Source organism: Parvibaculum sedimenti (assembly GCF_009184905.1).
In the GTDB taxonomy this organism is placed as follows: Bacteria; Pseudomonadota; Alphaproteobacteria; order Parvibaculales; family Parvibaculaceae; genus Parvibaculum; species Parvibaculum sedimenti.
On record NZ_WESC01000007.1, the window covers coordinates 115,908 to 141,566 of the forward strand.

Here is a 25,659-nt window from a genome sequence, read left to right on the forward strand (position 1 = left end):
GGATCACGACCTCCACCAGACTGCCGGTTCGGCCTTGAACTGGGCCGCTTCCTCAAGCGCGTAAGCCACGCGGAACAAGGTTTCTTCGTCGAACGTCTTGCCGATGAGCTGCAAGCCCAGCGGCAGACCGTCACTCGACAGGCCAGCCGGCACCGAGATGCCGGGAAGCCCCGCCAGGTTCACCGTCACGGTGAACACGTCGTTCAGATACATCGACAGCGGATCGGCGGTCTTCTCGCCGATGCCGAAGGCCGCCGAGGGCGCCGTCGGAGTCAGCAGCACGTCGCACTTCGCGTAAGCCTCGGTGAAGTCCCGCGCGATCAGCGTGCGCACCTGCTGCGCCTTCAGGTAATAGGCGTCGTAATAACCGGCCGAGAGAACATAGGTGCCGATCAGCACGCGGCGGCGAACTTCCGTCCCGAAGCCCGCCGCGCGGGTCTTCTCGTACATGTCGGTGATGTCCTTGCCTGGAACGCGCAGGCCATAGCGGACGCCGTCATAGCGCGCGAGGTTCGAGGAACATTCGGCAGGCGCCACGATGTAATAGGTCGGCAGCGCATATTTGGTGTGAGGCAGGCTCACATCGACGATCTCCGCGCCCGCAGCCTTGAGCCACTCGATGCCTCTCGTCCACAGCGCATCGATCTCGGCTGGCATGCCGTCGACGCGATACTCTTTCGGAATGCCGACGCGGAGCCCCTTGAGGCTCTGGCCGAGCGATGCCTCGTAGTCGGGCACCGGGCGATCGACGCTGGTCGAGTCCTTGTCGTCATAACCCGCCATCGAGCGCAGCATGATCGCCGCGTCGCGCACGTCGCGGGCGATCGGGCCCGCCTGATCGAGCGACGAGGCGAAGGCGACGACGCCCCAGCGCGAGCAGCGGCCATAGGTCGGCTTGATGCCGACGGTGCCGGTGAAGGCCGCGGGCTGGCGGATAGAGCCGCCCGTGTCGGTCGCCGTCGCGGCAAGGCAGAGCTTCGCCGCCACCGCCGCCGACGAACCGCCCGACGAGCCGCCCGGCACGATCTTCGTCGTGTCGCCGTTCCGCCGCCACGGGTTCACCACCGGGCCGTAGAAGCTCGTCTCGTTCGACGAGCCCATGGCGAACTCGTCATTGTTGAGCTTGCCCAGCATCACCGCGCCGTCGTGCCACAGGTTCTGCGTCACCTGCGACTCGTAGGGCGGCTTGAATCCGTCGAGGATGTGGCTGCACGCCGTCGTCAGCACACCCTTCGTGGCGAAAAGATCCTTGATGCCGAGCGGCAGGCCTTCGAGCGCGCCGCCCTGGCCCTTGCCGAGCTTCAGGTCGGAGGCCTTCGCCATTTCGCGCGCCTGATCGGCCGTCACGGTCACATAGGTGTTGAGCGGAGTCGCCGCCTCGATCGCGCCGAGATAGGCGTCGGTCAGCTCGAGCGAGGTGAATTCTTTCTTCTTCAGCGCGTCGCGCGCGCCGGCCAGCGTCAGCTTGGTCAGATCGGTCATGATTTACTCCACCACCCTCGGCACGACATAGAAGCCGTCTTCGGAACCGGGCGCGTTCTCCGTGACTTCCTTCTGGAGGTTGCCCGAGGTCACGACGTCGTCGCGCATCTTCATGGTCACGGCGACGGCGCTCGTCATCGGCTCGACACCATTGGTGTCGACCTCGCCGAGTTGCTCCACCCAGTCGAGGATGGAGTTGAGTTCGCCTGCGAGAGCCGAAAGCTCATCGTCCCGGACTGCGATCCGCGCAAGCCGGGCAATGTGCCGGACCGTGTTCTGATCGACCGACATAAGCCTGCCTTTGGTTGTGGTTCGGAGAAGGGCCGCCCGTTCCGGGCACCCTTGGCTGCCGACCCCGTATTGGAGAGGATTCGATGCGGGCAACATAACAAAGCCGGAGCGTCGGGGGCAACGCCGCCGCCACCCTATATAGGGAGATATAGGGAGATATGGGAGGTTTGTGGGGATATCGTTGCGCACTTTCGCCTCACCCCCTATCTTCCTGACAAATAAGCGATTTCTGTGAATGGAGCGCCGTTGAGCGACAATCTGAAGACGCCGGGCGAGTTGAAATCCGCCCTGAAGCGCGGCGAAAGGCTGATGGGGGTCGATCTGGGCTCAAAAACCATCGGCCTCGCCCTCTCCGACCTGTCGCTGACCGTGGCAACGCCGCTGGAGACGATCAGGCGCGTGAAGTTCACGGCGGACGCCAACCGCATGCTCGAACTCATCGCCCAACACGGCGTCGGCGGTCTCGTCGTGGGCCTTCCCCTCAACATGGACGGCTCGGAGGGCCCCTCCGCCCAGTCGGCCCGCGCCTTCGTCCGCAATTTCGAAAAGCTCTCACCCTTGCCACTTGCCTTCTGGGATGAGCGCCTCTCCACCGCCGCCGTCACCAGGACGTTGCTCGAAGCCGATACGAGCCGTGCGCGCCGCGCCGAGGTTGTCGACAAGATGGCCGCTGCCTACATCCTCCAGGGGGCGCTGGAACGGATGCGGAGTTTGTAACCGCATCGGCGGAGCGCCGTCCACTGGGGGGATACGAATTGACCGACACTGCCGTTCAGAAGCTTCCGCGCGAGCAACGCCTGCTGCTCCTTCTCGTCGGCAGTTCCCTCCTCATCAACAATTACGATCTCGGCATCTTCGCCCTCGCCCTGCCGCAGATACAGGCCTCGCTCCATATCCCGGAAGAAAACCTCGGCCTCTATACCGGCATCATCCGCTTCGGCGTGCTGCTCGCCTTCCCGCTTGCCTTCATGGCCGATGTCGTCGGCCGCCGGAAGCTGCTCCTTTTCACCGTCATCGGCATGACGCTGTCGACGGTGCTGAGCGCCTTCGCCCAGAACGCGCCGCAATATCTCGTGCTGCAGACCTTCGCCCGGTGCTTCTCCTATGCCGAGGAAATGATCTGCTATGTGATCATCGCGGAAGAGATCGCGCCGCATCTGCGCGGCTGGGCGCTTGCCCGCCTCGCGGCGCTCGGTACGCTCGGCTATGGCCTCTCATCGCTGCTCTATGGACAGATCGGCGCGCTGCCGCATGGCTGGCGCGACTTCTACCTGATCGGCGGCCTTGGCCTCATCGTCATCATGCTGGCGCGGCGCAGCCTCAAGGAGACGGCGCGCTTTTCCGAACTCAAGGCGTCGCGCGGCGCGACACAGAGCTTCCGCGACCACCTGAGGCCCATCGTCTCCCTCGCCCGCGCCTATCCGGGCCGCTTCGTCGCGCTGGTCGGCACCACTGCGCCCTACGCCTTTGGCATTTCAGCGGCCTTCGCCTTCATCTCGAAGTTCCTGCAGGAGACGCATGGCTTCTCGCCGGCTCAGGTCGGCTATCTGCAATTCTTCGGCGGCGCGCTCTCGATCCTCGGCTTCTTCACCGCAGGCCGCATCGGGGACTTCGCGGGCCGGCGTCTCGTGCTCTGCATTTGCATCCCCCTCGTCGTCGGGCTCTTCCTCGCCTTCTACCTGACCAACGACCCGACGTTTCTCGTCGCAAGCTGGATCGGCTGCCTCTTCTTCTATTTCGCCTCCGAGGTCACGCTGTCGGCCATGGGCAGCGAACTCTTCCCGACCTCCTATCGCTCGACCTCCTCGGCCGCGCGCGGCGTCATCAACACCGTCTCGGGCATTGCGGGCCTCGCCGCCGAAAGCGCGCTCTACGCCTTGGTCGGATCGCATGCGCTTTCGGTCATCATCCTTCTGGCGCTTGCGCCGCTGGCCATCATCCCGGTCATCTTCTTCCTGCCCGAGACCGCGCGCCGCTCGCTCGACGAGATTTCTCCCGAGGTCGAGCTCGATGTCGACACCGCGCCCAAGCCGTTCCTTTGAAGCGCAAACACCTTGAGCCAGGTGTGAAATCGGCTAGAAGAAAGAAGCGCCGCCGCACATTCATAAAAACAAGGCGGAGTGAGGAAACGATCCCACCATGCTCGCCATTCTGAACTCGCTCGTTCCCATCTTCCTCGTCATCGCGCTCGGCTTCGTGATCCGGCGCAAGGGCTTTCCCGGCGAGGGTATCTGGCTGCCCCTCGACCAGCTCAACTACTATGTGCTGTTCCCGGCCCTGCTGCTGAACACGCTGGCGACCGCCGACCTGCGCAGCTTCGACATCTGGCCCATGGCCTTCGCGCTCGCCTGCGGCATGTTCGCGATGGTCGGCGTGCTGATGCTCTCCAAGCGCCTCCTGCCGGTCTCCGGCCCCGAATTTTCGAGCATGTTCCAGGCCGCCGCCCGCTGGAACAGCTTCGTCGCGCTGGCCTCCATCGCTTCGCTCTATGGCAAGCAGGGCGTCACCATGGCCGCCGTCTCGGTCGCCGTGCTGGTGCCGCTGGCGAACATTCTCTCGGTAACGGTGCTGACGCGCTACGCCCTCAATCGCCGTGCGGAGCCGTTGGAACTCGCGAAGCTACTCGCGAAGAATCCGCTCATCCTCGCCTGCGCTGCCGGCATCTTCCTCAACGCGACGGGCATCGGCCTGCCCGGCCCCCTCGCCGTCACCGCGAAGATCATCGGGGACGCCTCGCTGACGCTCGGCCTCATCGCCGTCGGCGCCGGGCTTCGCATCGGCCATGTCTTCGAGGCGAAATGGACCGTGCTCTATACGAGCGCCCTGAAGCTCCTCCTCATGCCCGCGATGATGATGGGCTTCTGCTTCCTCTTCGGCGTCACCGGCCTCCCCCGTCTCGTCGTCCTCATCTGCGCCGCCGTCCCCGGAGCAACGTCGTCCTACGTCCTCGCGCGCCAACTGGGCGGTCATATGGAACTGATGTCGAGCCTCATCACCGGCGGCACGGTGCTCGCAATCGTCACAATGCCGTTGATGCTGTGGGTGTTCGGGTAATCGCAAACCAATGCTGTCATCCCGGGACTAGCCCCGGAACCCAAAGACCGCCCGACATGACGCGGCGCCCATGGGGCCCGCAACAAGTGTCGGGACGACATATGTGTAATGAGCATCCCCACCAACCGTCATGCCGGACCCGATCCGGCATCCATCTTCCCTTCAAACAACGCAGCAAAGATGGATCCCGGCTCGAGGCCGGGATGACGAAGCTGAATGGACGCACTTCTGAAGATTACGAATAAATGGGAAGCAGCGTCACGCTCGTCAATAGGTCGTCTTTACCCGGACGAAATTTAGAACGGGGATAAGTCTTTTAGCAGCTTCGCTTTCTTTGAGCGAAGGATAGCGTTGGAAGAAACTTCGACTGCAATATCTGGCCGTCCACCTGCTGCCCAAACCACTGTAGCGCTTCGCTATATTGCCGCTGATACCGTACCATATCTTTGAAGCTTTGAACTGCAGCCGCCTGCTTGCGCAATTCTGTAAGATACAAATTTGTCTTCTCGTCTAAAAGAAATGGAGCATCCTCAACGCCTAAATTGAATGTCCTCATCGCCTCAATTGAAACTTCCACCTTCGAAACCACCTCTCCAATAAGCGTCCGCGCGGCCACAAAAACTGCAAACCTCCGATCATAAAGATCGAAATCAAGCCTCCTTGACGAAATTCTCATCTGTTGCCAAGCCACCCATGAACCTATTACGGCAATGGTTGGCGTGGCCAAAGCCTGCATCCAAAGTACCCAATGAGGCAGCGTATCAGAACCCATTATGTTCCTCCCACTATTCTTGCAGTCCTCACCGCACCACTCGTGCCCGCTCCAAAATCGCGCGCTGATCGACACCCGCGGGAAGCGTCCCGTAAATATCGCCCCAGTCGCGGCCGAGCCGCGTCGCGCAATAAGCGTCCGACACATATTCCGGCGCATGGCGGATCAGGATCGCGCCGGCTTCGAGCTTCGCCATCATCTCGACGATCTGGCGTGAGCGGCCTTCCAGTCCCGCGAGATCCGTGAACGCATCCTTCAGCGCATCGAGCGCGCCGTCAAAGGCGCGGTTTGCGCCGCGCGAGGTTTCGAGCTCGTCGATCACCACGTTCAGCGCATCGGGCTCGCGCGACAGCGCCCTGAGCACATCAAGGCACATGACATTGCCGGAGCCTTCCCAGATCGCATTGACCGGCATCTCGCGATAGATGCGGCCCGCAATCCCTTCCTCGACATAACCGTTGCCGCCCAGACACTCCATGGCCTCATAGGCAAGGTTCGGCGCGCGCTTGCAGACCCAGTATTTCGCTACCGGCGTCATGATGCGGCGGAAGGCCGCTTCCTGCTCGTTGCTCTCCGCACGGTCGAAGCTCCGCGCCACGCGGAATGACAGCGCCGTCGCCGCTTCCGTTTCGAGCGCGAGATCGGCCAGCACATTCGCCATCAGGGGCTGGTCGATCAGCTTCTTCTGGAACACGGTGCGATAACTGCAATGATGCACCGCCTGCGCCACCGCCTGACGCATCATGCCCGCCGTCGCCACCGCGCAGTCGAGCCGCGTATAGGTCGCCATTTCAATGATGTTGCGAACGCCGCGCCCTTCCTCGCCGATGAGCCATGCGCTCGCCGCCTGAAACTCCACTTCCGACGAGGCGTTGGAGCGGTTACCCACCTTCTCCTTCAACCTCTGTATACGGATCGGATTGACCTCTCCATCCGGCGTGAAACGCGGCATCAGGAAGCACGAGAGTCCACCCGGCGCCTGCGCGAGCACGAGAAACGCGTCGCACATGGGCGCGGAGAAAAACCACTTGTGGCCTGTAACGCGATATTCCGCGCCCGGCCCGCCCGCGCCCACAGGTTCGGCGACCGTCGTATTCGCGCGCACATCCGTGCCGCCCTGCTTCTCCGTCATGCCCATGCCGAAGGTGACGCCGGTTTTCTCCTTTGCCGGAATGAAGCGTCCGTCATATTTCCGCGACAGGATGCGCGGCACCCATTCCTTGGCAAGGTCATGCTGGAAGAGCAGCGCCGGCACCGCCGCATTGGTCATGGTGATCGGACAGCCGTGCCCCGCCTCGATCTGGGTCATCATGTAGGTGCCCGCCAGCCGCGCCACCACCGCGCCGGGCTGCGGCTGCCCACCCGTCAGCAGATGCTCCCAGGGCGATCCCTGAAGCCCCTGCTCCACCGACAGCGCCATGAGCTGATGATAGGAAGGATGGAACTCCACCCTGTCGGTGCGATGGCCGAAACGGTCGAAGCTCTTCAGCACCGGCAGATAGGTATTGGCCTGACGCCCAAGGTCGATCACCTCCGCCGTCCCGAGCTTCGCGCCGAAGGCCGTCAGCGAGGCCGCGGCGTCGCCCGCGCCCTCCCGCTCCACCGTTTCGGCGAGCACACGGTCGGATGTAAAGAGGTTGTAGCCTTCCAGCGCGGGCGGCTGGTTGAAGACCTCATGCGTGGCAAAATTGCTGGGGCTGGTCATACGCATTCCTCCATTTCCGATCGGCCCGAAGCCTAGCATGGCCGCCGAAAACGGGGATAACTCACTTGCCGCACCCCTCGATACTTGCCGCATTCCGGAATCGGCCCTATACAATGCGGCTTTAATGACCAGCGCGGAAAAACAGCTCCCCCCGATCTTTCCACACCGGCACCTGCTGGGGATCGAAGGGCTTTCTGCTGCCGACATCACAGCCCTTCTCGACCTCGCCGACACCTATGTCGAGCAGAACCGCCAGGTCGACAAGAAGGGCTCCGTCCTTCGCGGTCGCACACAAATCAATCTCTTCTTCGAGGCCTCCACGCGCACGCAAAGCTCCTTCGAGCTGGCGGGCAAGCGTCTCGGCGCCGATGTCATGAACATGTCGGTCGGCTCGTCCTCGGTCAAAAAGGGCGAGACGCTGATCGACACCGCGGTCACGCTCAACGCGATGCACCCGGACCTCATCATCATCCGCCATGCTTCTTCCGGCGCGGTCGAGCTTCTGTCGCAGAAAGTCTCCTGCTCGGTCGTGAATGCGGGCGACGGTGCCCATGAGCATCCGACGCAAGCGCTTCTCGACGCGCTTACCATCCGCCGCCGCAAGGGCCGCATCGAAGGTCTCACCGTCGCGATCTGCGGCGACATCCTGCATAGCCGCGTCGCGCGTTCGAACATCCTGCTTCTCGGCGCCATGGGCGCGCGCGTCCGCGTCATCGCGCCGCCCACGCTTCTGCCCAGGGGTATTGACCGTTTCGGCGTCGAGGTTTTCCACGACATGCGAAAGGGTCTCGAAGGCTGCGACATTGTAATGATGCTGCGCCTCCAGCTCGAACGCATGTCGGGTTCCTACGTGCCCTCGCAGCGCGAGTACTTCCACTATTTCGGCCTCGACTACGAAAAGCTCGGCCATGCGAAGCCCGACGCGCTGGTCATGCATCCCGGCCCGATGAATCGCGGCGTCGAGATCGACAGCGCCGTTGCCGACGACATCAACCGCAGCGTTATCCGCGAGCAGGTCGAGATGGGCGTTGCGGTCCGCATGGCGGTTCTCGATGCGCTTGCCCGCAATCTGCCGAACGAGTTGCGCATATGAGCCGCACAGCCTTCATCAATGCGCGACTGGTCGATCCGGCCTCCGGCCTCGACGTAAAGGGCAACCTGCTCGTCGCCGACGGCAAGATCGCCGATCTCGGCCCCGACCTTTTCAGCGACGGCATTCCAGACGGTGCGGAGATCGTCGATTGCCGCGGGCACATTCTGTCTCCCGGTCTCATCGATTGCCGCGTCTTCACCGGCGAACCCGGCGCAGAACATCGTGAAACACTGCGCACCGCGAGCCTTGCCGCCGCCGCTGGTGGCGTCACCACGCTCATCGTCATGCCGAACACGCATCCCGTGATCGACGATGTCGCGCTTGTCGATTTCATCGAGCGCCGCGCCCGCGACACCGGCATCGTGCATATCCATCCGATGGCGGCGCTGACCAAGGGCCTTGCCGGTGCCGAGATGACCGAGATCGGCCTCCTCAAGGAAGCCGGCGCCGTCGCCTTCACCGATGGCGACCGCGCCGTGGCCAACGCGCAGGTCATGCGCCGCGCCATGTCTTATGCGGGCCTTTTCGGTGCGCTCATCGTCCAGCATGCCGAAGTGCCCGAGCTTGCGACCGGCGTGATGAACGATAGCGAGCTTGCCAGCCGTCTCGGCCTTTCCGGTATTCCGGCGATTGCCGAAACCATCATGATCGAGCGCGATCTGCGCCTTCTCGAAACGACCGGCGGTCGTTATCACGTCGCGCAGGTTTCCTGCGCGGCTTCCGTCGAGATCATCCGGCGCGCGCGCCATAACGGGCTCAACGTCACCTGCGGCGTCTCCGCCGCGCATCTCGCGCTCAACGAGAACGACATTCGCGGCTACCGCACCTTCTTCAAGGTCTCGCCACCGCTCCGTTCGGAGGAAGACCGCAAGGCGCTCGTTGCCGGTGTCGCCGATGGCACCATCGACGTCATCGTCTCGGGCCACAATCCGCAGGACGCGGACGCGAAGCGCCATCCCTTCGCGGAGGCTTCCTTCGGAGCCATCGGTCTCGAAACGCTCCTGCCCGCGAGCCTCGCCCTCGTTCATGATGGCGACGTGCCGCTCACCCGCCTTCTCGGTGCGCTGACCTTCGCGCCCGCAGACCTTCTCGGCCTCCAGACCGGTCGTCTGGCTGCCGGTCTTCCCGCCGATCTCGTCCTCATCGACATGGGGATGCCCTGGGTCGTAGAATCCGCCAGGCTGCGCTCGACATCCAAGAACACGCCTTTCGAGGATCGCCGCGTTCAGGGCCGCGCGCTGCGCACCATGGTCGGCGGACGCACGGTCTATATTCACGGGGACGGGGGACACTAATCATGATCGAGGCATTGAACACGGCAGCGCCCTGGGTTCTGGCGGCGCTGGCCGTCGGCTATCTTCTTGGATCAATCCCGTTCGGATTGATCTTCACACGAATGGCTGGGCTCGGCGACATCCGCGATATCGGCTCCGGCAATATCGGCGCGACCAACGCGCTGCGCACCGGCAATAAGTGGGTCGCGGGCGCCACCTTTCTCTGCGATGCGGGCAAAGGCGCCGCCGCCGTGCTGCTGGCGCGTCAGTTCGCGCCGGAAGCCATCGCGCCAGCATTGTCGCTATTCGCGGGCGCAGGCGCCGTCGTCGGCCATCTCTTCCCCATCTGGCTGAAGTTCAAGGGGGGCAAGGGCTTCTCGACCTTCATCGGCATCAACCTCGCGCTCTACTGGCCTGTTGTCCTTCTCTTCGGCGCGACATGGCTGCTGATCGCCGTCATTTTCCGCTACTCGTCTCTCGCCACCCTCGTCGCGGTGGCGCTCACGCCCGCCTATCTTTTCCTCCTTGGGCAGAACTCCATCCTTCCCCTGAGCATTTTTCTGGCTATCCTGATCTTTGTCGCCCATCGCGGCAATATCGGTCGGTTGCTTTCGGGCACCGAGTCCCGCATCGGTTCCAAGAAGTCCTGAGGCTAGCCCGTATGAGCGCTCCGCTCTCCGCGGCGGAACGTCTGGCGAGGCTGCGTCTTGCGCGTAGCGACACCGTCGGCCCCGTCACATTCCGAGATCTGCTCCAGCATTTTCCAAATGCCGTCGAAGCACTTGACGCGCTGCCTTCGCTCGCCGCGCGTGGCGGGCGGAAATCCGCGCCGCGTATTCCGAGCCGCGCCGAAGCCGAACGCGAAATCGCCGCGACCGAAAAGCTTGGCGCGCGCCTGATCGTTTTCGGCGAGTCCGATTTTCCGCGCCGCCTCGCCGCCGTGGACCCCGCCCCGCCCGTCATATCGGTCCTCGGCTCGCTCCATCTCGCCGAGCGCCCCGCCATCGCTCTCGTCGGTTCGCGCAATGCCTCGGCGGCAGGCGCGAAGCTCGCCAGCACCATCGCCCGCGATCTCGGCCAGCGCGGTTACACCACGGTCTCCGGCCTCGCGCGCGGCATTGATGCCGCCGCGCACAAGGCATCGCTCGACACCGGCACGATCGGCGTCGTCGCAGGCGGCCTCGATGTGGTCTACCCGGAAGAAAACCGCGCGCTCCAACTCGAAATCGCGGAACGCGGCGCATTGATCAGCGAAATGCCGCCGGGCACGCGCCCCCAGGCTCGCCACTTCCCACGCCGCAACCGGCTCATCTCCGGGCTCTCGCTGGCGGTCGTCGTGGTCGAAGCCGCCATGCGTTCGGGCTCGCTCATCACGGCGCGCTTCGCACTTGAGCAAGGCCGCGATGTGTTCGCCGTGCCGGGATCGCCGCTCGATCCACGGGCGCGCGGTTCCAACAGCCTCATCAAGGATGGCGCAGCGCTGGTGGAATCAGCCGACGACATCATAGCCGCGCTCGCTCAGGCGCCGATGCTCCCCTTCTCGGAACCCGCGCCAGATCGCTTCGACTCCGCAGGCGGAACTGCGCCAGAGCCCGACGCCGCGACGCGCAAGCGAGTCCTTTCCGCGCTCGGGCCGACGCCCACGCCTGTCGATGAAATCCTGCGAATGACGGGCGCGAGCGTGCCCGTCATTCGCATGGTGCTGCTGGAGCTCGACCTCGCTGGCCGCCTCCACCGCGATCCGGGAGACCGCGTCAGCCTATTGCCCGAAGGCGATATCTGAGCCTCAGGGCCGCGCCTTGCGCGATCCGTCAGCCGCCGAGCGGCCCATGGTAAGGAGCCGCGCTTCCTCCAGCGCCATGCCGATCAGATAGGCGAGAAACCGCTGCCGGCGCGAGGTTGCAAGCCGCCTCGCCCCGACGAGAAGGTCAAAGAGATAGGCCGCGACATCCTCTTCCTCCATCTCGCCGGACCGGGGGGCCGCTTCGACTGCCCCCGCCAATGCCGATGCTGGTTGGAAGCTCCGCTCCAGGCCGACGCCACTCGTCGCATTCCGCATCGCTCACACTCCCCTGCCTGGCCTTCAAGCCAGATAACCAACCCCATTGACATACGCCTTTTGGATTATATGCACGAGTATCCAAACAGAGAAATAGATATTTCTCATCGGCTCGTGTTTAGATCTTTTGTTATATAAAATGCCGTGACATCCGGGCGTTGTGTCATTTTCTGGCAGTTTTCTGCGGGATTTGACAGTACCTCGCCTTTTCACCATGTTCTGCCTGCGGCCGATGGAGCCGGCGGCGGCGTGACTCCACGCCTTCTCATTTCATCGGTGACCAGGCGATCTGGCCCGCCCACGGCAATGGGGGCGGCCCCCATCCCCTGCGCGGTCGCGGAATTGGAGACGAGTGCGCCCGATGGACGTTGTTATTGTTGAGTCGCCGGCCAAGGCGAAAACCATCAACAAATATCTGGGCAAGGGCTTCAAGGTCCTGGCATCATACGGACATGTCCGCGACCTGCCCTCGAAGGACGGGTCCGTCCTGCCCGACGACGATTTCGCCATGGCATGGGACGTTGACCCCAAGAGCCAGAAGCGCCTCAACGACATTGCCGCCGCCGTCAAAGGCGCGGACAAGCTCATCCTTGCAACCGACCCTGATCGCGAGGGCGAGGCGATTTCCTGGCATGTGCTGGAAGTCCTGAATAAGAAGAAGGTGCTTCAGGGCGTCGATGTCGAGCGCGTGGTCTTCAACGCCATCACCAAGAATTCCGTGCTGGAGGCGATGAAGCATCCGCGCGGGCTCGACAAGGAACTGATCGACGCCTATCTCGCCCGCCGCGCCCTCGACTATCTCGTCGGCTTTACGCTTTCGCCCGTACTCTGGCGGAAGCTGCCGGGCGCGCGTTCGGCGGGCCGCGTGCAGTCTGTCGCGCTTCGCTTGATCTGCGACCGCGAACTCGAGATCGAGGCTTTCCGCGCGCAGGAATACTGGACCATCGAGACCGATTTTCAGACCGGCTCGGGTTCGCCCTTCACCGCGCGCATTGTCAATCTCGACGGCAAGAAGCTCGAGAAGTTCGACATTCCGAACAAGGAAACCGCTGACGACATCGTGAAGCGCATCAGGTCGTCGCGCTTCACCGTGAAGTCGGTCGAAAGCAAGCCCGCCAAGCGCAATCCCTACCCCCCCTTCACCACCTCGACACTGCAGCAGGAGGCCTCGCGCAAGCTCGGCTTCTCCGCGAGCCGCACCATGCAGATCGCACAGCGCCTCTATGAAGGCGTGGAGATCGACGGCGAGACCGCCGGTCTCATCACCTATATGCGAACCGACGGCGTACAGATCGCCGACGAAGCGATCGCCCAGGCCCGCACCGTCATCAATAATGAATTCGGTGAGGCCTATCTTCCGTCCACGGCGCGCATCTACAAGACCAAGGCGAAGAACGCGCAGGAGGCCCACGAAGCCATCCGCCCGACCGATCTCTCGCGCCTGCCGAAACATGTTGCCCGCGCGCTCGACGAAGATCAGCGCCGCCTCTATGAACTCGTCTGGAACCGCACCATCGCGAGCCAGATGGAGAGCGTGCAACTCGAACGCACGACCATCGAGATCGAGGCCGAGGAGCAGCAGATCGGCCTTCGCGCAACCGGCTCCGTCATCACGTTTGACGGCTTCCTGCGTCTCTATCAGGAAAGCCGCGACGAGGCGGAGGATGGCGAGGACGGCGGACGCCTGCCCAAGGTTTCGCGCGGCGACAAGCTCGGCCTCAAGGATGTGCGGCCCGACCAGCATTTCACCGAGCCGCCGCCCCGCTTCACCGAAGCCTCGCTCGTCAAGCGCATGGAAGAGCTCGGCATCGGCCGCCCTTCGACCTATGCCTCGACGCTGCAGACGCTGCGCGACCGCACCTATGTCCATATGGACAAGGGCCGCTTCGTGCCGGACGACAAGGGCCGCCTCGTCACTGCCTTCCTTGAGAACTTCTTCAACCGCTACGTCGAATATGACTTCACGGCGGATCTCGAAGAGAAGCTCGACAAGGTTTCCGCCGGCGAGATGAACTGGAAGGACGTGCTGCGCGACTTCTGGAAGGACTTCACCGCCGCCGTCGGCGAGGCGATGGAGCTTCGCATCACCGAAGTCCTCGACCGTCTGAATGACGTGCTCGGGCCGCACGTCTTCCCCGACAAGGGCGACGGCACCGATCCACGCAAATGCCCCTCCTGCGCCGATGGCCGCCTCTCGCTCAAGGTCGGCAAGTTCGGCGCCTTCGTCGGCTGCTCGAACTATCCCGAATGCCGCTTCACGCGCCAGCTCACCGTCGGCGCCGATGGCGAGGAAGGCGCGACGGGCGACCGCAATCTCGGCGTTGATCCCGAGAGCGGCAAGCCCGTACTCGTGAAGTCGGGTCGTTTCGGTCCCTATATCCAGCTCGGCGAAGCCGAAGAAGAAGGCGAGAAGCCGAAACGCGCGGGCATCCCGCGCGGCACCTCCGCAGCCAACATCACCTTCGAACGCGCCGTCGAGCTTCTCTCCCTTCCGCGCGAAGTGGGCATCCATCCCGAAACGGGGCTTCCGATCACCGCCGGGCTCGGCCGCTTCGGTCCTTTCATTCTTCATGATGGCGTCTATGCCAATCTGAAGGAGCCGGAAGAAGTCTTCACCATCGGCATCAACCGCGCCGTGGATCTTCTCGCCGAGAAGGCCGCCAAGGCAAAAGAGCGCGCGGGCAAAGCGCTGCGCGACATGGGTGCCCATCCGCAAGACGGCAAGCCGATCCTCATCATGGAAGGCAAATACGGTCCTTACGTGAAGCATGGCCGCACCAACGCCACGCTTCCGAAGGAAGCCAACGTGCAGGCCATGACGATGGAAGAAATCGTGGCCCTGCTTGCCGAGAAATCCGGCAAGGGCGCGAAGAAGGCCCCTGCAAAAAAGGCCAAGGCCGAACCGGCAGAAAAGCCTGCGAAGAAAGCGGCGGCAAAGAAACCCGCCGCCAAAAAGCCGGCTGCCAAAAAGGCCGCACCGAAAAAGACAGCAGCCAAGAAACCTGCCGCGAAAAAGCCTGCCGCCAAGGCGAAGCCACGCGCCGCCAAGCAGGCCGACTGACGTTCTATCGGCCGCTCTTTCTCCGGCCGGCCAAGCACTGGATAATGTCCCGGCGCGCGTCGCCGGGACCCGTTCGGCGGCGCGGCGGATGGCGAGGAGAATGGAGCCTGGGGACGAGCCCCGGGACCACACAGCATTCCGGGCGAATTCCACATGACCGATAAGCCGAAGAAGCCCTCAAAGAAGCCCGCGCCGAAACCAGCGCTAAAAAAAGACGCGCCCAAAAAACGCGAGCGCTCGAATGGATTGCCCTCGCGAGAGCAAATCCTCGAATTCGTTTCTTCCGCCACCGGCAATATCGGCAAGCGCGAGATCGCCCGCGCCTTCAACGTCAAAGGCGCCGACCGCATTCCGCTGAAGCAGATGCTGAAGGCGATGGCCGAGGAAGGCGTCCTCGTGAAGAGCGAGAAGCGCAAGCTTCATCGCGCTGGCGAGCTGCCGTCCGTCGCCGCCATCGAGATCACCCACACCGATCCCGACGGCGAACTCGTCGCGCGCCCCGTCGACTGGAAGGGCACGGACGCTCCGCCCTCGATTGTCGTCACGCCCCAGACAAAAAAGCATCACGTCAAGGATCGCGAGGCCGAGCCACCGGCAGGCGTCGGCGACCGTGTACTTGCGCGCCTGACGCGCACGACCGAAGTCAACGAAATCTACGACTACGAAGCGCGTGTCGTGCGCCGCCTCGACAAGGGCGCGGAGCGTGTGCTCGGCCTTTTCCGCAGCGGGTCCGAGGGTGGACGGCTCGTCCCGGTCGACAAGCGCGAGCGCAACGAATACGAGATCGCGCGCGACGATACCGGCAACGCGAAGGATGGCGACCTCGTTCTCGCCGAAACCGTGCCGGGCAAGCGCTACGGGCTTCTCCGCGCCCGTGTGCGCGAGGTCTTCGGCCGCAGCGACGATCCGAAGTCTATCAGCCTCATCGCCATTCACACGCATGGCATTCCCGACCGCTTCCCCGACAACGTCATCACGGAAGCCGAAGCCGCGAAGCCCGCGGGCCCGGAAGGCCGCACCGATCTGCGCGACATTCCGCTCGTCACCATCGACCCCGAAGATGCGCGCGATCATGACGACGCCGTCTGGGCAGCGCTCGACACCGATCCGAAAAACGAAGGCGGCTATGTCGCCATCGTCGCCATCGCCGATGTCGCCGCCTATGTGCGCCCCGGCTCGCCCATGGACCGCGAAGCGAAGAAGCGCGGCAACTCGACCTATTTCCCCGACCGCGTCGTGCCGATGCTGCCGGAGCGCATCTCAAACGATCTCTGCTCGCTGCGTGAAAAGGAAGAACGTGCCTGTCTCGCCGTGCGCATGGTCTTCGACAGCGAAGGCAACAAGCGCAGTCATGAGTTTGTGCGCGGCATCATGCGCTCCGCCGCCCGCCTCACCTATCGCCAGATGCAGATGGCGATAGACGGAAGGCCCGACGACAAGACGGGCCCGATCCTCGAAACAGTGCTGCGCCCGCTCTGGGACGCCTACAAGACGATTTCGCTCGCGCGCGAGAAGCGCGGACCGCTCGACCTCGATCTGCCGGAATACAAGGCGAAGCTCGACGAGCGAGGTCGCGTCGCTGCGATCAACATCGCAGCCAAATACGAGTCGATGAAGCTCATCGAGGAGTTCATGATCCTCGCCAATGTCTGCGCTGCCGAAACCGCCGAGCAAAAGCAGACGAAGCTCGTCTATCGCATTCACGACGTGCCTTCCCGCGAGAAGCTCGTGGCGCTTTCAGAGTTCCTGCAAACGCTCAATCTGAGTTTTCCAAAGGGCCAGCTCGTCAAACCGGCGAACTTCAACCGCATCCTGGCCGAAGTGGACGGCACCGAATTCGACCAGATGGTTTCGACCGTCGTGCTTCGCTCGCAGTCGCAGGCGGTCTACTCGCCCGACAATATCGGCCACTTCGGTCTGAACCTCCGGCGCTATGCCCATTTCACATCGCCGATCCGCCGCTATGCGGACCTTATCGTCCATCGCGCGCTCGTCTCGGCGTTGCGCTTCGGCGGCGACGGACAAAGCGCAGAGGAATTGGGCGCGTTGGCGGAAATCGCCGAGCACATCTCCGGTACGGAGCGGCGCTCCATGCTTGCGGAGCGCGACTCGACGGATCGTTTCATCGCCGCCTTCCTCGCCGATCGCATCGGCGCGGAATTTCCCGGCCGCATTTCCGGCGTCACGCGCTTCGGCCTCTTCGTGAAGCTCGAAGAAACCGGCGCGGACGGCCTCATCCCCATCGGCAATCTTGGTACGGAATTCTTCCATCACGACGAATCAGGCCACGCGCTGATCGGCGAACGCTCCGGCCTGACCTATCGTCTGGGCGAGCAGGTCCGCGTTCGGCTCGCCGAAGCGGTTCCCGTCACCGGCGGATTGCGCTTCGACATCGTCGAAGGTGGTTCGGAGGGAAAACCCGCCGGACGTCAGGGCTTTAAGCGAAGCCAAGGCCGCCCCGGCGTAAAGGCGAAGGCCGGCGGCAAGCCCCGTGGCATGAAGCCGCGCGGAAAGCCGAAAGCGGCGCGAACCAGCAAGAACCGGTCCACAAAACATTGATCGGGATCAACACGCGTCAACCTGACGCATTCAATCTTCTCTGGAATGCGACAAATCTGCGGTAGCACTTTTGCCACATACCCAGGGTCAGAATGAGCTCCGTATTGGATATCGACCAGCCCACGATCTACGAGCCTGTCCGGCTTGCACCGCGCGCTTTTGGCCGCTCCATCTGGCGCGGCTTCCTTGAGCGCTGCCCGAACTGCGGCAAAGGTCATATCTTTCGCGCCTTCCTCAAGGTCGCGGACGAGTGCCCGCATTGCGGTGAGGCCCTCTATCACCACCGTGCCGACGACGCGCCTCCCTATTTCACCATGTTGATCGTCGGCCACATCGTCGTGCCGATCATCCTTGCGGTCGAACTCGAATATGCGCCGCCGGTGTGGATCCAGATGACCGTCTGGCCCCTCCTCACCGCCGCGCTCTCGCTCCTTCTGCTCCCGCGCATCAAGGGCGCCGTGGTCGGCCTGCAATGGGCCCAGCGCATGCACGGCTTCGGCGGCGAAGTCCACGACTGATCCCGCGACGGGGCCCGCTATGCCGCCAGTCAGCTGGCTTCGGACGCGGGATAATTCAGTTCGATGGTGACCCCCGACGGGTCCCTCAGGAAAACTTGAAGCAGACCGAGTATCGGCACCGTTCTCTCGACATAGGGAACGGCCATCCGGTGCAGACGTCCGCGCATCTCGCGCCAGTGCCTCGCGAGAAAGGCGATGTGATCGAGAGCGCCCGTGCCATCGCCGCCCGCCCGATCGCCGAGATAATCCACAAGGCCGGAGGCTTCCTCCGGGTCAACGCCGATGATGTGCACGATCCCGTAATCGCTCTCGTCGGCGTCCTCATAGAGCCAGAGACCAGGGAAAGGAAAACCGGGCCGATAGCCGACCCGAAATCCCATCACCTCCGTATAGAACTTCTCCGACGCGGCAAGATCCTGCGTCCGGATCGAATAATGCGCGAGCTTGCGGATCGACATGGGCGTCAGGCGACCCGGCGCTGATAGCTCAGGAGATCCGCAAAGACCTTCTCCTCGCGTGTTTTGAAGAGAGCGGCGGCGGCTTCTCCGTCGAGGCCAAGGTCGGGATCCAGGCCTTCCGCAAGGCACTCGAGTTGAGCGTTGTTCCAGCCCAGCAGATGGAAAAGGTTGATCCTGTCCTCTGGCGTCGGCGCGCGGGTGACTTCACCGCTCAGGATGCGCTTCGGCAATTCGGGGTCGGCGATCATTGGACGGCCGATGCCCACTGCGTCGAGATCGCCATTCGCCAGCGCATCCTCCATAACCGAGACCGTGCGGAAACCGCCCGTCACCATGACCGGCATCTTCGCGGCGGCACGGACGCTCGCCGCATAGTCGAGGAAATAGGCCTCGCGCTTCTTCATGCTTTCGGGACGCGCATCCTCGCCCTCGTCCTTCAGGCTGACGCCGACGACCTTGGGCTGCTCAAGGCTGCCGCCGGAGAGTTCGAGCAGATCGAGCGAGCTTTCGTTGAGCCAGCCGACGAGTTCGATGCATTCGGCATTGGTGAAAGCCCCCTTCTGAAAGTCGGACGAGTTGAGCTTGATCGAGACCGGAAAATCCGGACCGACCGCTTTCCGCACGGCTGCGATCGTCTCCAGCAGAAAGCGTGCGCGGCTTTCAAGCGAACCGCCCCAGGCATCGGTTCTGCGATTAGTCAGTGGGCTGAGAAACTGCGACAGGACATAGCCATGCGCAGCATGGAGTTGGACGCCCGTGAACCCCGTCTCACGCGCCATCTTCGCGGCATAGGCGAATTGCCCGATGACGTGAAGAATATCCGCCTCCGTCATCGCGCGCGGCTTTGCGAAGGAATAGCCTGCGCCGCGTGCCACATCGAGTTCGACTTCGGAGGGCGCCAGCGGCGCCGCATTGATCTTCTCATCGACCTGACGGCCCGTATGGCTCAACTGCATCCACAAATGATTGCCGGCGCAGGTCCCCGCCTTCGCGAAGGCGCGGAGCGCGGCAAGGTCCGTCTCGGCGTCGAGAACGACATTGCCCGGCCGTTCCAGGTGATGACGATCGACCTGAACATTGCCGGTAAGGAGCATGCCCGCGCCGCTCTGCGCCCAGCGGCGATAAAGCGTTTCGAGGCGCGGCGTCGCGTCGTTATGCGCGTCGGCTATGCCTTCGCTCATGGCGGCCTTGATGATGCGGTTCGGCAGCGTCGTACCAGAGGGAAGATTCAGGGGCGTGGAAAGGGTCGGGATCATGGGCCGGTTCCGATCTGTTGCGGTGACGGTCCTGTGGAGATCGCATACATCCTTCCTCTTAAAAATAGGCTGACATAAAACACATTCATTTGTATATTTAATGAATGATCGACCGCTTCGCGGATTTACAGCTATTCATTCTGATCGTCGAACGCGGCTCGCTGACAGCGGCGGCGCGTGAACTCGGCCTGTCGCAAGGTGCCGTCTCGCTCCGCCTTGCTGCGTTGGAAAAATCCGCCGAGGCTCAATTGCTGCGCCGCTCGACGCGGCGGTTGCAGCTCACCGAAGCCGGCGACCAGTTCTACCGAACGGCAAAGCGCGTGCTCGCCGAGATGGACGACCTCAGAGGGCTCCTCTCCGGCGACCAGGGCGCGCTCAAGGGCCAGGTGCGCATCTCCGCGCCGATCGACCTCGGACGGCGCTACGTCGCCCCGGCGATGGACGCTTATATGCGCGACAATCCAAGATTGTCCGTGAGCCTATTATTCTCCGACACGATGCTCGATCTCAATGAAAACGGGATCGACATCGCCATTCGCTACGGGCGACTACCCGACAGCGCCCTGCGAATCCGGCGCATATCGTCGAACAGACGTCTGCCCGTCGCCGCCCCGGCCTATCTCGACCGCGTGGGCCGCCCACAAAAGCCCGATGATCTCCGTGCGCTCAACTGCATGACGCTCTATCGCGGCGGCGGTCGCTTCGATCTCTGGCCCTTCCTCGTCGATGGAGCGGCAACAACCGTGAAGGTGACGGGCGACCGCGACGCGAATGACGGCGGCCTTCTTCGCGACTGGGCCATTGAAGGCAAGGGCGTCGTTCTGAAATCGGCGTGGGATGTGGCCGACGACATCAAGGCGGGGCATCTCGAAGCCATACTCGCACCCTATTGCGCGGCGGATGTTGATCTCCAGATCGTAATGCCGCCGAGTCGCCAGAGGCCGCACCGCGTTACCGCCCTTGCGGACTATTGCACCACGATGCTGCGGCGGCTCGACGCCTGTCTCAACGAGCTTGGGATCGGCTCGATGGATCTTTCCGGGCATGTGCAGGGTGCCACTGCAGAAGGCGACCCCTGGATTACCCCCCTTGCTGGACAGGCAGGAGCCGGGCGGGCATCCTGACGGGAAACGATATTCAAGAAACCGGGACGGAAACATGGCAGAGGGACAGACGGGCGCGTTCGACCCAAAACAATCGCGCGACCAGGAATATCGCGACGGCAGCGCAGGGCGCGCCGTACGGCCGCGCGACGCGGCGACGCTGATCCTGGTGCGCAATGATGGCGCGAGCCCTCGTGTGCTGATGGGTCAGCGCCACGCCAATCATAAATTCATGCCGAACAAGTTCGTCTTCCCCGGCGGGCGCGTCGATCCGGCCGATAGCCGCATTCGTCCGGTCGAGGATCTGCGCCCCGAAGTCGCGCGGCTTCTCCTCTCGCGCATGCGCGGCACGCCTTCGGAAAATCGCGCCCGTGCGCTCGCACTCGCCGCGATCCGCGAAACATTCGAGGAAACGGGGCTCGCGGTCGGCCGCTCGATCGGCACGCGTCAGACAAGCAAGCACAAGGACTGGAACGCCTATTTCTCGGTCGGCGTGTCGCCCGCGCTCGGCGCGCTGGAATTCGTCGCCCGTGCCATCACGCCGCCCTATCGCACACGCCGCTTCGACACGCGCTTCTTCATCGCGGATGCCGAACATATTCATGGCGATCCGGCAAATGTTGCAGGCTCTGGTGAATTGCAGGGCCTGCACTGGATCGGCATCAAGGAAGCCGAAGAACTCGACCTGCCGAACATCACGCGCGTCGTGCTTGCGGAGATTGACGAACGTCTGCGCCAGAGCGCTGCCGCCCAGCGCACGCGGCCTGTGCCCTTCATCCATTTCCGCAGAGGCGAAGCCGTCCGCGATACGCTGGAGGGCTGATGACCAGCGAAGTTCCCCTGCGCCCGCGCAGCATCCGTCCGCGCGATGCGGCAAGCCTCGTCCTCGTCGATGATCAGGGCGATGAGCCGCGCATCCTGATGGGACGCAGACATGCCCGCATGGCTTTCGTTCCCGATGCCTTCGTCTTTCCGGGAGGCAAACTCGATCCCGACGACTTCATCGCGCGCCCCGCGACCGAACTTCCCGCTGCCGTGAACTTCGGACCAAAGGCGCGCGCGCTCGCCATGGCCGCGATCCGCGAGACATTTGAAGAGACCGGCCTCCTTCTCGCCGCGCCAGGCGAAGTGGGAGCGGAGGCCGCACAAAGCTGGGCGCATTTTCGCGAATGCGGGATCGCGCCGCGCCTCGACGCACTCTCGGCGCTTGCCCGCGCGATCACACCGGTGGGAAGCCCCATCCGCTTCCATGCCCGTTTCTTTACGGCCTCGGCCTCCGCCCTCGAAGGAACGCTCGCCGGCAGCGGCGAACTCGAAGATCTCGACTGGTATCCGCTGTCGGAAGCACTGAAGCTTCCGATCATCGACGTCACTGAATTCGTGTTGCACGAGGTTGCGCAGCGTCGAAACGGAGGAACGGACCGCGTTCCGCTCTACAGCTACCGCAACGGACAACCGCTCAGGCGCCCCTGAACCTGCGGCACAGAATCGCGGGCGGCTGGAAACTTCGCTTCCCCCCGGCTAGACTGCACCGGCATCCCGACAGACGATGCAGTCACAACATCAAGGGCCGTCATCCGTGCGCTTTCCTGCGCAGCGAAACTGACGATGACGCATGACCTCTCAGATAAGCTTTTCCTCCCACCTCACATCCGCTGAGCGCCGCCGCGGCATTGCCGCCGCCATTGCCTGCCTCACGGTCGTTGGCGCCTGCCTCGGTGCCTCCATGCCCTTCCTCGCGCTGGTTCTGGCCAGTCAGGGCGTGCCGCCGGCGATGATCGGGCTCAACTCGGCCATTCCGTCGCTCGCGGGGCTCATCGCCACGCCCTTCATTCCGAAGCTGATGCAGCATGTGCCTGCTAACCGGCTTGTCGTGGTGAGCCTCATTCTCTCCGCCGGGGCGATGATCGGATGCTACCTGGTCCCCAACTACTGGGCCTGGTTCCCGCTACGCGCGATCAATGGTGCTGCCATTACCATCGCCTTCGTCATCAGCGAGATCTGGATCAACGCGCTGGCCGATGAGAAGACGCGCGGCCGCATCATGGGCATCTATGGCGCGGTGCTGGCCATTGGCTTCGCCGCCGGTCCAGTGGTGCTCTTCCTCGCGGGGTCTGAGGGCTTCTTGCCCTTCGGCCTCATCGCGGGCCTCGCGCTCATGGCCTGCGTTCCGGTGCTCATGGCGGGCAACACGGCTCCCGGCGGCGAGGGCCACGCGCCCAGCCGCTCCTTCGCGGCCTTCCTGACAGTCGCACCGACGGCAACGCTCGCCGCCCTCGTCTTCGGCGCGGTCGAACAGGGCGTGATGAACCTCCTGCCCATCTACGGGGTCAAGATCGGTCTCACGCCGCGGGTGGCGGCGCTGGTGCTCACTGCCTTCGCGGCGGGCAACATTCTCTGCCAGATCCCTCTCGGCATTCTGGCCGACCGGATGAACCGCCGCCTGCTGCTCGCCATCTGCGGCGGACTGGCCGGGGGAATCATTGCCTTGCTCCCGCTCGTTGCGGGCACCTTGCTCGTCTTTCCGGCGATCTTCGTTTTCGGGGGTATGGTGACCGGCCTCTATTCCGTGGGGCTGACGCTTCTCGGCCAGCGATTCCATGGGCCCGACCTCGCCGCCGCCAATTCGGCCTTCGTCATGTGCTACAGCATCGGCGCACTGATGGGCCCGCCCATCGGCGGCGCTGCCATGCAGGCCTGGGTTCCCCACGGACTCCCGGCCTCAATGGCCGTTTTTGGCCTCGGATACATGCTTTTGGCCCTGTGGCGCTGGCAAATGGTAAAGGACGACCCGACCGCCGGTTGAGGGGAAACTCAACGGACGGCTTGACTTGACGCCCGTGGCGAGTAGTCTCCGGCGCAATCCGCACATCCCACCGATGGCGAGACGAACCCTCGCGGGCGCCTCAGGCCGACCCGCCCAATTCAAGGATTTCGCGCCATGGCGAAGCCGGCTTCCATCAAGATCAAACTCGAGAGCACCGCGGACACGGGTTACTTCTACGTGACGAAGAAGAACTCGCGCACGATGACCGAGAAGTTCGTGATCAAAAAGTACGACCCGATCGCGCGCAAGCACGTCGAGTTCAAGGAAACAAAGATCAAATAAGGCTTGATGGGACTTGCTCCCGTCGCCTTATGAAGCAAAAAGGCCGGTCCATTGGACCGGCCTTTTCGTTTGCCGTGACGGCGGCGCAGAAGCGCGAAAAGTGGCCGGCCGGAAATTTCATGGCTTAACAGAGGAGGCCACTCCACTGCCACGTTCCGACCGGCCGTGCCCCACGGACCCAGGAGATGCGGCGGACCTGAGCGCCCCGCGAGGACACACATCGCTGCCATCGGACCCGGTTTCCTTCACCCCCCAGCTAGGGAAACCAGCGCGGCAGCGAAACGTATTCGATTAAAATTGAGCGTATCATTCCGGGGCATTCAAATAAAGCCGGATGGCAGCGAACACCCTCAATTCAATGATTAACCATGAAGAAACGTGGTTAATGATCTCTTCGATGAAGCAGCGGGCAAGCAACTCCCGCGCACCAATCAGGTGCAGCATTGCTTCAACAACTGCCTTCAAAGCATTGATCAGAAGGAAAAATATTCAGGCCGCTTCCGCAACCACGCGATTTCGCCCATCGCGCTTGGCGCGATAAAGCGCGGTGTCGGCCCGGACCAGAAGATCCTGCGCCTTGTCGGTGCCCTTCTCGGTCACGGCGATGCCGATGCTCACGGTCACGTTGAGCGTGACGGTGGGTTCGACACGGAACGGGACCTCGGCCACCTTTTGCCGGAGCCGCTCACCGACCATGAAGGCGTAGGACATGTCGGTGTCCGGCATGACGACCACGAACTCCTCGCCGCCGAGGCGGCAGGCCAGATCGACGCCGCGGACATTCTGCTGGATGCGCTGCGCAAATTCCTTCAGCACCGCGTCGCCGGCCGCATGACCATAGGTGTCGTTGACCGACTTGAAGAAGTCGATGTCGAAGATGAGCAGCGAGACGGGCTTGCCGGACTGGATGCCCTCATCGACCAGCGAGTCGAGATGGCTCTCCATGTAGCGGCGATTGTAGAGGCCCGTGAGGCCGTCCGTGATCGCCAGTTCGAGCCCCCGCTGGAACTTGTCGCGCAGATAATCCTGATAGCGCTTGCGGCGAAGCTGCGTGCGGCAGCGGGCCACCAGCTCGTTGCGATCCACCGGCCGCAGCAGATAGTCGTTCACGCCCATGTCGAGCGCGCGGACGAGGCGCGTCATGTCGCCCTCCTCCACGATGGCGAGAATCGGCGTCTGGCGCGTCGCCTCGAGCGAGCGGAGCTGCGAGCAGAGGCGCAACCCGTCGAATTCCTGCAACGTCAGGCTGACGATCAACAGATCGAAATCGCCGACGCTGGCGAGCTGCAGCATCTCTTCCGGCGTTTCGGTGACAGTGACCGTATGTTCGATCGAAAGTGCCTCGCTCATCCGCTTCAGCGATGTCGGGCGATCGTCGAGAACGAGGGCGCGGCCCGGCTCAACCATGAGCATCTTTTCGGTGCTGGTGCCGATAAAAGCGCCGATGCGCTGCCCGGTGGCCTCGCGCATGCGCAGCTCGTCCGTCACCATCTTGAGGCGAACAAGGCTCTTCACGCGGGCAAACAGCGCCAGATCGTTGACGGGCTTGGTCAGGAAATCGTCGGCGCCCGCTTCGAGACCCTGCACGCGGTCGCGCGGCTGGTCGAGCGCGGTCACCATGATGATGGGAATATGCTCGGTCTGGGGCGCGGCCTTGAGCCTGCGGCACACCTCGAAACCGTCCATGCCGGGCATCATCACGTCGAGCAGGATGATGTCGGGCTGCTGGGCGGTCGCGACCTCGATCGCCTCGGGCCCGCATGAGGCCTTGAGCACATCGAAATATTCAGCCGTCAACTTCGCGTCGAGCAGCTTCAGATTTGCGGGAACGTCGTCGACGATGAGTACGCGCGCGGTCACGGGCT

At 63.3% G+C, this 25,659-nt stretch carries 24 protein-coding genes; 15 read left to right on the forward strand and 9 right to left on the reverse strand.

All coding sequences use genetic code 11. The features are described 5' to 3' along the window. Positions 1-3 precede the first annotated feature (3 nt). Positions 4-1,482 carry an Asp-tRNA(Asn)/Glu-tRNA(Gln) amidotransferase subunit GatA gene (gene gatA / locus F2P47_RS09245; protein WP_152216066.1) on the reverse strand — a complete coding sequence of 493 codons (1,479 nt, stop codon included), beginning with the start codon at positions 1,480-1,482 and terminating at the stop codon, positions 4-6. Between the two features lie 3 nt (positions 1,483-1,485). Further along, complete coding sequence (gene gatC / locus F2P47_RS09250; RefSeq protein ID WP_152216067.1) at positions 1,486-1,773, reverse strand: Asp-tRNA(Asn)/Glu-tRNA(Gln) amidotransferase subunit GatC; 288 nt, start codon at positions 1,771-1,773, stop codon at positions 1,486-1,488. Between the two features lie 309 nt (positions 1,774-2,082). On the opposite strand from gatC, the gene ruvX reads away from it, so the two are divergent. The 3 genes from ruvX (at position 2,083) to F2P47_RS09265 (ending at position 4,827) form a co-directional block, all read left to right on the forward strand. Beyond that, on the forward strand, positions 2,083-2,490 hold the full coding sequence (gene ruvX, locus F2P47_RS09255; RefSeq protein WP_246176823.1) for a Holliday junction resolvase RuvX: 408 nt from the start codon (positions 2,083-2,085) through the stop codon (positions 2,488-2,490). Positions 2,491-2,528: 38 nt separating this feature from the next. Next, positions 2,529-3,815: an MFS transporter gene (locus F2P47_RS09260; RefSeq protein ID WP_185681044.1), complete on the forward strand. Its 1,287-nt coding sequence runs from the start codon at positions 2,529-2,531 to the stop codon at positions 3,813-3,815. Between the two features lie 97 nt (positions 3,816-3,912). Then, positions 3,913-4,827 carry an AEC family transporter gene (locus F2P47_RS09265; protein WP_152216070.1) on the forward strand — a complete coding sequence of 305 codons (915 nt, stop codon included), beginning with the start codon at positions 3,913-3,915 and terminating at the stop codon, positions 4,825-4,827. Between the two features lie 316 nt (positions 4,828-5,143). Here F2P47_RS09265 and F2P47_RS09270 read toward each other — a convergent pair whose 3' ends face one another. After that, a complete protein-coding gene (locus F2P47_RS09270) occupies positions 5,144-5,599 on the reverse strand; it encodes a hypothetical protein (protein WP_152216071.1) in 456 nt (151 codons plus the stop codon). A gap of 28 nt (positions 5,600-5,627) precedes the next feature. Then, complete coding sequence (locus tag F2P47_RS09275) at positions 5,628-7,304, reverse strand: isovaleryl-CoA dehydrogenase (RefSeq protein ID WP_152216072.1); 1,677 nt, start codon at positions 7,302-7,304, stop codon at positions 5,628-5,630. 124 nt (positions 7,305-7,428) lie between these two features. Between F2P47_RS09275 and F2P47_RS09280 the strand changes: the two genes are divergently transcribed. Genes F2P47_RS09280 through dprA form a run of 4 tightly spaced genes read left to right on the forward strand, consistent with a single transcriptional unit; the run spans position 7,429 to position 11,454 of the window. Next, entirely contained in the window at positions 7,429-8,397 is a 969-nt protein-coding gene (locus F2P47_RS09280; protein ID WP_152216073.1) for an aspartate carbamoyltransferase catalytic subunit, read from the forward strand. Then, complete coding sequence (pyrC, locus tag F2P47_RS09285) at positions 8,394-9,692, forward strand: dihydroorotase (RefSeq protein WP_152216074.1); 1,299 nt, start codon at positions 8,394-8,396, stop codon at positions 9,690-9,692. The genes F2P47_RS09280 and pyrC overlap by 4 nt, the downstream gene beginning before the upstream one ends. A 2-nt stretch (positions 9,693-9,694) precedes the next feature. After that, complete coding sequence (plsY, locus tag F2P47_RS09290) at positions 9,695-10,321, forward strand: glycerol-3-phosphate 1-O-acyltransferase PlsY (protein ID WP_152216075.1); 627 nt, start codon at positions 9,695-9,697, stop codon at positions 10,319-10,321. Positions 10,322-10,332: 11 nt separating this feature from the next. Then, entirely contained in the window at positions 10,333-11,454 is a 1,122-nt protein-coding gene (gene dprA, locus F2P47_RS09295; RefSeq protein WP_152216076.1) for a DNA-processing protein DprA, read from the forward strand. Between the two features lie 3 nt (positions 11,455-11,457). On the opposite strand, the gene F2P47_RS09300 is transcribed toward dprA, so the two are convergent. Continuing rightward, positions 11,458-11,730 carry a hypothetical protein gene (locus F2P47_RS09300; RefSeq protein ID WP_152216077.1) on the reverse strand — a complete coding sequence of 91 codons (273 nt, stop codon included), beginning with the start codon at positions 11,728-11,730 and terminating at the stop codon, positions 11,458-11,460. A gap of 361 nt (positions 11,731-12,091) precedes the next feature. On the opposite strand from F2P47_RS09300, the gene topA reads away from it, so the two are divergent. The 3 genes from topA to F2P47_RS09315 all read left to right on the forward strand — a co-directional run bounded on the left by topA (position 12,092) and on the right by F2P47_RS09315 (position 17,868). Beyond that, a complete protein-coding gene (topA, locus tag F2P47_RS09305) occupies positions 12,092-14,791 on the forward strand; it encodes a type I DNA topoisomerase (RefSeq protein ID WP_152216078.1) in 2,700 nt (899 codons plus the stop codon). 153 nt (positions 14,792-14,944) lie between these two features. Beyond that, complete coding sequence (gene rnr / locus F2P47_RS09310) at positions 14,945-17,350, forward strand: ribonuclease R (RefSeq protein ID WP_152216079.1); 2,406 nt, start codon at positions 14,945-14,947, stop codon at positions 17,348-17,350. Between the two features lie 92 nt (positions 17,351-17,442). After that, the gene (locus tag F2P47_RS09315) at positions 17,443-17,868 is read left to right on the forward strand and encodes a DUF983 domain-containing protein (protein ID WP_152216080.1); all 426 of its coding nucleotides are present in this window, start codon (positions 17,443-17,445) and stop codon (positions 17,866-17,868) included. A gap of 29 nt (positions 17,869-17,897) precedes the next feature. On the opposite strand, the gene F2P47_RS09320 is transcribed toward F2P47_RS09315, so the two are convergent. Further along, positions 17,898-18,326 (reverse strand): VOC family protein, encoded by a 429-nt coding sequence (locus F2P47_RS09320; protein ID WP_152216081.1) that lies wholly within the window; start codon positions 18,324-18,326, stop codon positions 17,898-17,900. A gap of 5 nt (positions 18,327-18,331) precedes the next feature. Continuing rightward, a complete protein-coding gene (locus F2P47_RS09325; protein WP_152216082.1) occupies positions 18,332-19,582 on the reverse strand; it encodes an NADH:flavin oxidoreductase/NADH oxidase family protein in 1,251 nt (416 codons plus the stop codon). Positions 19,583-19,686: 104 nt separating this feature from the next. Between F2P47_RS09325 and F2P47_RS09330 the strand changes: the two genes are divergently transcribed. From F2P47_RS09330 to rpmG, 5 genes are all read left to right on the forward strand, one after another. Further along, positions 19,687-20,706 carry a LysR family transcriptional regulator gene (locus F2P47_RS09330; protein WP_152216083.1) on the forward strand — a complete coding sequence of 340 codons (1,020 nt, stop codon included), beginning with the start codon at positions 19,687-19,689 and terminating at the stop codon, positions 20,704-20,706. 34 nt (positions 20,707-20,740) lie between these two features. Next, positions 20,741-21,508, forward strand: a complete 768-nt coding sequence (locus F2P47_RS09335) for an NUDIX hydrolase (protein ID WP_152216084.1) — start codon at positions 20,741-20,743, stop codon at positions 21,506-21,508. After that, positions 21,508-22,158: an NUDIX hydrolase gene (locus tag F2P47_RS09340; RefSeq protein ID WP_152216085.1), complete on the forward strand. Its 651-nt coding sequence runs from the start codon at positions 21,508-21,510 to the stop codon at positions 22,156-22,158. Before F2P47_RS09335 ends, F2P47_RS09340 begins: the two co-directional genes overlap by 1 nt. A 142-nt stretch (positions 22,159-22,300) precedes the next feature. Then, the gene (locus tag F2P47_RS09345; protein ID WP_152216086.1) at positions 22,301-23,491 is read left to right on the forward strand and encodes an MFS transporter; all 1,191 of its coding nucleotides are present in this window, start codon (positions 22,301-22,303) and stop codon (positions 23,489-23,491) included. 135 nt (positions 23,492-23,626) lie between these two features. Then, positions 23,627-23,794 carry a 50S ribosomal protein L33 gene (rpmG, locus tag F2P47_RS09350; RefSeq protein WP_152216087.1) on the forward strand — a complete coding sequence of 56 codons (168 nt, stop codon included), beginning with the start codon at positions 23,627-23,629 and terminating at the stop codon, positions 23,792-23,794. A 306-nt stretch (positions 23,795-24,100) separates the two neighbouring features. Here the strand turns inward: rpmG and F2P47_RS17695 are convergent, their stop codons facing one another. Together F2P47_RS17695 and F2P47_RS09355 are read right to left on the reverse strand one after the other, a co-directional pair. Beyond that, entirely contained in the window at positions 24,101-24,259 is a 159-nt protein-coding gene (locus tag F2P47_RS17695; RefSeq protein ID WP_185681045.1) for a hypothetical protein, read from the reverse strand. 24 nt (positions 24,260-24,283) lie between these two features. Next, positions 24,284-25,654 (reverse strand): PleD family two-component system response regulator, encoded by a 1,371-nt coding sequence (locus F2P47_RS09355; RefSeq protein ID WP_152216088.1) that lies wholly within the window; start codon positions 25,652-25,654, stop codon positions 24,284-24,286. Positions 25,655-25,659 lie beyond the last annotated feature (5 nt).

Excerpts from the sequence above, each read along its gene's own strand:
- gatC (WP_152216067.1), bottom strand. The coding sequence starts at position 1,773 with ATGTCGGTCGATCAGAACACGGTCCGGCACATTGCCCGGCTTGCGCGG.
- dprA (WP_152216076.1), top strand. The coding sequence starts at position 10,333 with ATGAGCGCTCCGCTCTCCGCGGCGGAACGTCTGGCGAGGCTGCGTCTT.
- F2P47_RS09270 (WP_152216071.1), bottom strand. The coding sequence starts at position 5,599 with ATGGGTTCTGATACGCTGCCTCATTGGGTACTTTGGATGCAGGCTTTG.
- F2P47_RS09320 (WP_152216081.1), bottom strand. The coding sequence starts at position 18,326 with ATGTCGATCCGCAAGCTCGCGCATTATTCGATCCGGACGCAGGATCTT.
- F2P47_RS09340 (WP_152216085.1), top strand. The coding sequence starts at position 21,508 with ATGACCAGCGAAGTTCCCCTGCGCCCGCGCAGCATCCGTCCGCGCGAT.
- rpmG (WP_152216087.1), top strand. The coding sequence starts at position 23,627 with ATGGCGAAGCCGGCTTCCATCAAGATCAAACTCGAGAGCACCGCGGAC.
- F2P47_RS09345 (WP_152216086.1), top strand. The coding sequence starts at position 22,301 with ATGACCTCTCAGATAAGCTTTTCCTCCCACCTCACATCCGCTGAGCGC.
- F2P47_RS09335 (WP_152216084.1), top strand. The coding sequence starts at position 20,741 with ATGGCAGAGGGACAGACGGGCGCGTTCGACCCAAAACAATCGCGCGAC.
- gatA (WP_152216066.1), bottom strand. The coding sequence starts at position 1,482 with ATGACCGATCTGACCAAGCTGACGCTGGCCGGCGCGCGCGACGCGCTG.
- plsY (WP_152216075.1), top strand. The coding sequence starts at position 9,695 with ATGATCGAGGCATTGAACACGGCAGCGCCCTGGGTTCTGGCGGCGCTG.
- F2P47_RS09265 (WP_152216070.1), top strand. The coding sequence starts at position 3,913 with ATGCTCGCCATTCTGAACTCGCTCGTTCCCATCTTCCTCGTCATCGCG.
- topA (WP_152216078.1), top strand. The coding sequence starts at position 12,092 with ATGGACGTTGTTATTGTTGAGTCGCCGGCCAAGGCGAAAACCATCAAC.
- F2P47_RS09280 (WP_152216073.1), top strand. The coding sequence starts at position 7,429 with ATGACCAGCGCGGAAAAACAGCTCCCCCCGATCTTTCCACACCGGCAC.
- F2P47_RS09315 (WP_152216080.1), top strand. The coding sequence starts at position 17,443 with ATGAGCTCCGTATTGGATATCGACCAGCCCACGATCTACGAGCCTGTC.
- ruvX (WP_246176823.1), top strand. The coding sequence starts at position 2,083 with ATGGGGGTCGATCTGGGCTCAAAAACCATCGGCCTCGCCCTCTCCGAC.
- F2P47_RS09300 (WP_152216077.1), bottom strand. The coding sequence starts at position 11,730 with ATGCGGAATGCGACGAGTGGCGTCGGCCTGGAGCGGAGCTTCCAACCA.
- F2P47_RS09325 (WP_152216082.1), bottom strand. The coding sequence starts at position 19,582 with ATGATCCCGACCCTTTCCACGCCCCTGAATCTTCCCTCTGGTACGACG.
- F2P47_RS09275 (WP_152216072.1), bottom strand. The coding sequence starts at position 7,304 with ATGACCAGCCCCAGCAATTTTGCCACGCATGAGGTCTTCAACCAGCCG.
- F2P47_RS09330 (WP_152216083.1), top strand. The coding sequence starts at position 19,687 with ATGATCGACCGCTTCGCGGATTTACAGCTATTCATTCTGATCGTCGAA.
- rnr (WP_152216079.1), top strand. The coding sequence starts at position 14,945 with ATGACCGATAAGCCGAAGAAGCCCTCAAAGAAGCCCGCGCCGAAACCA.
- pyrC (WP_152216074.1), top strand. The coding sequence starts at position 8,394 with ATGAGCCGCACAGCCTTCATCAATGCGCGACTGGTCGATCCGGCCTCC.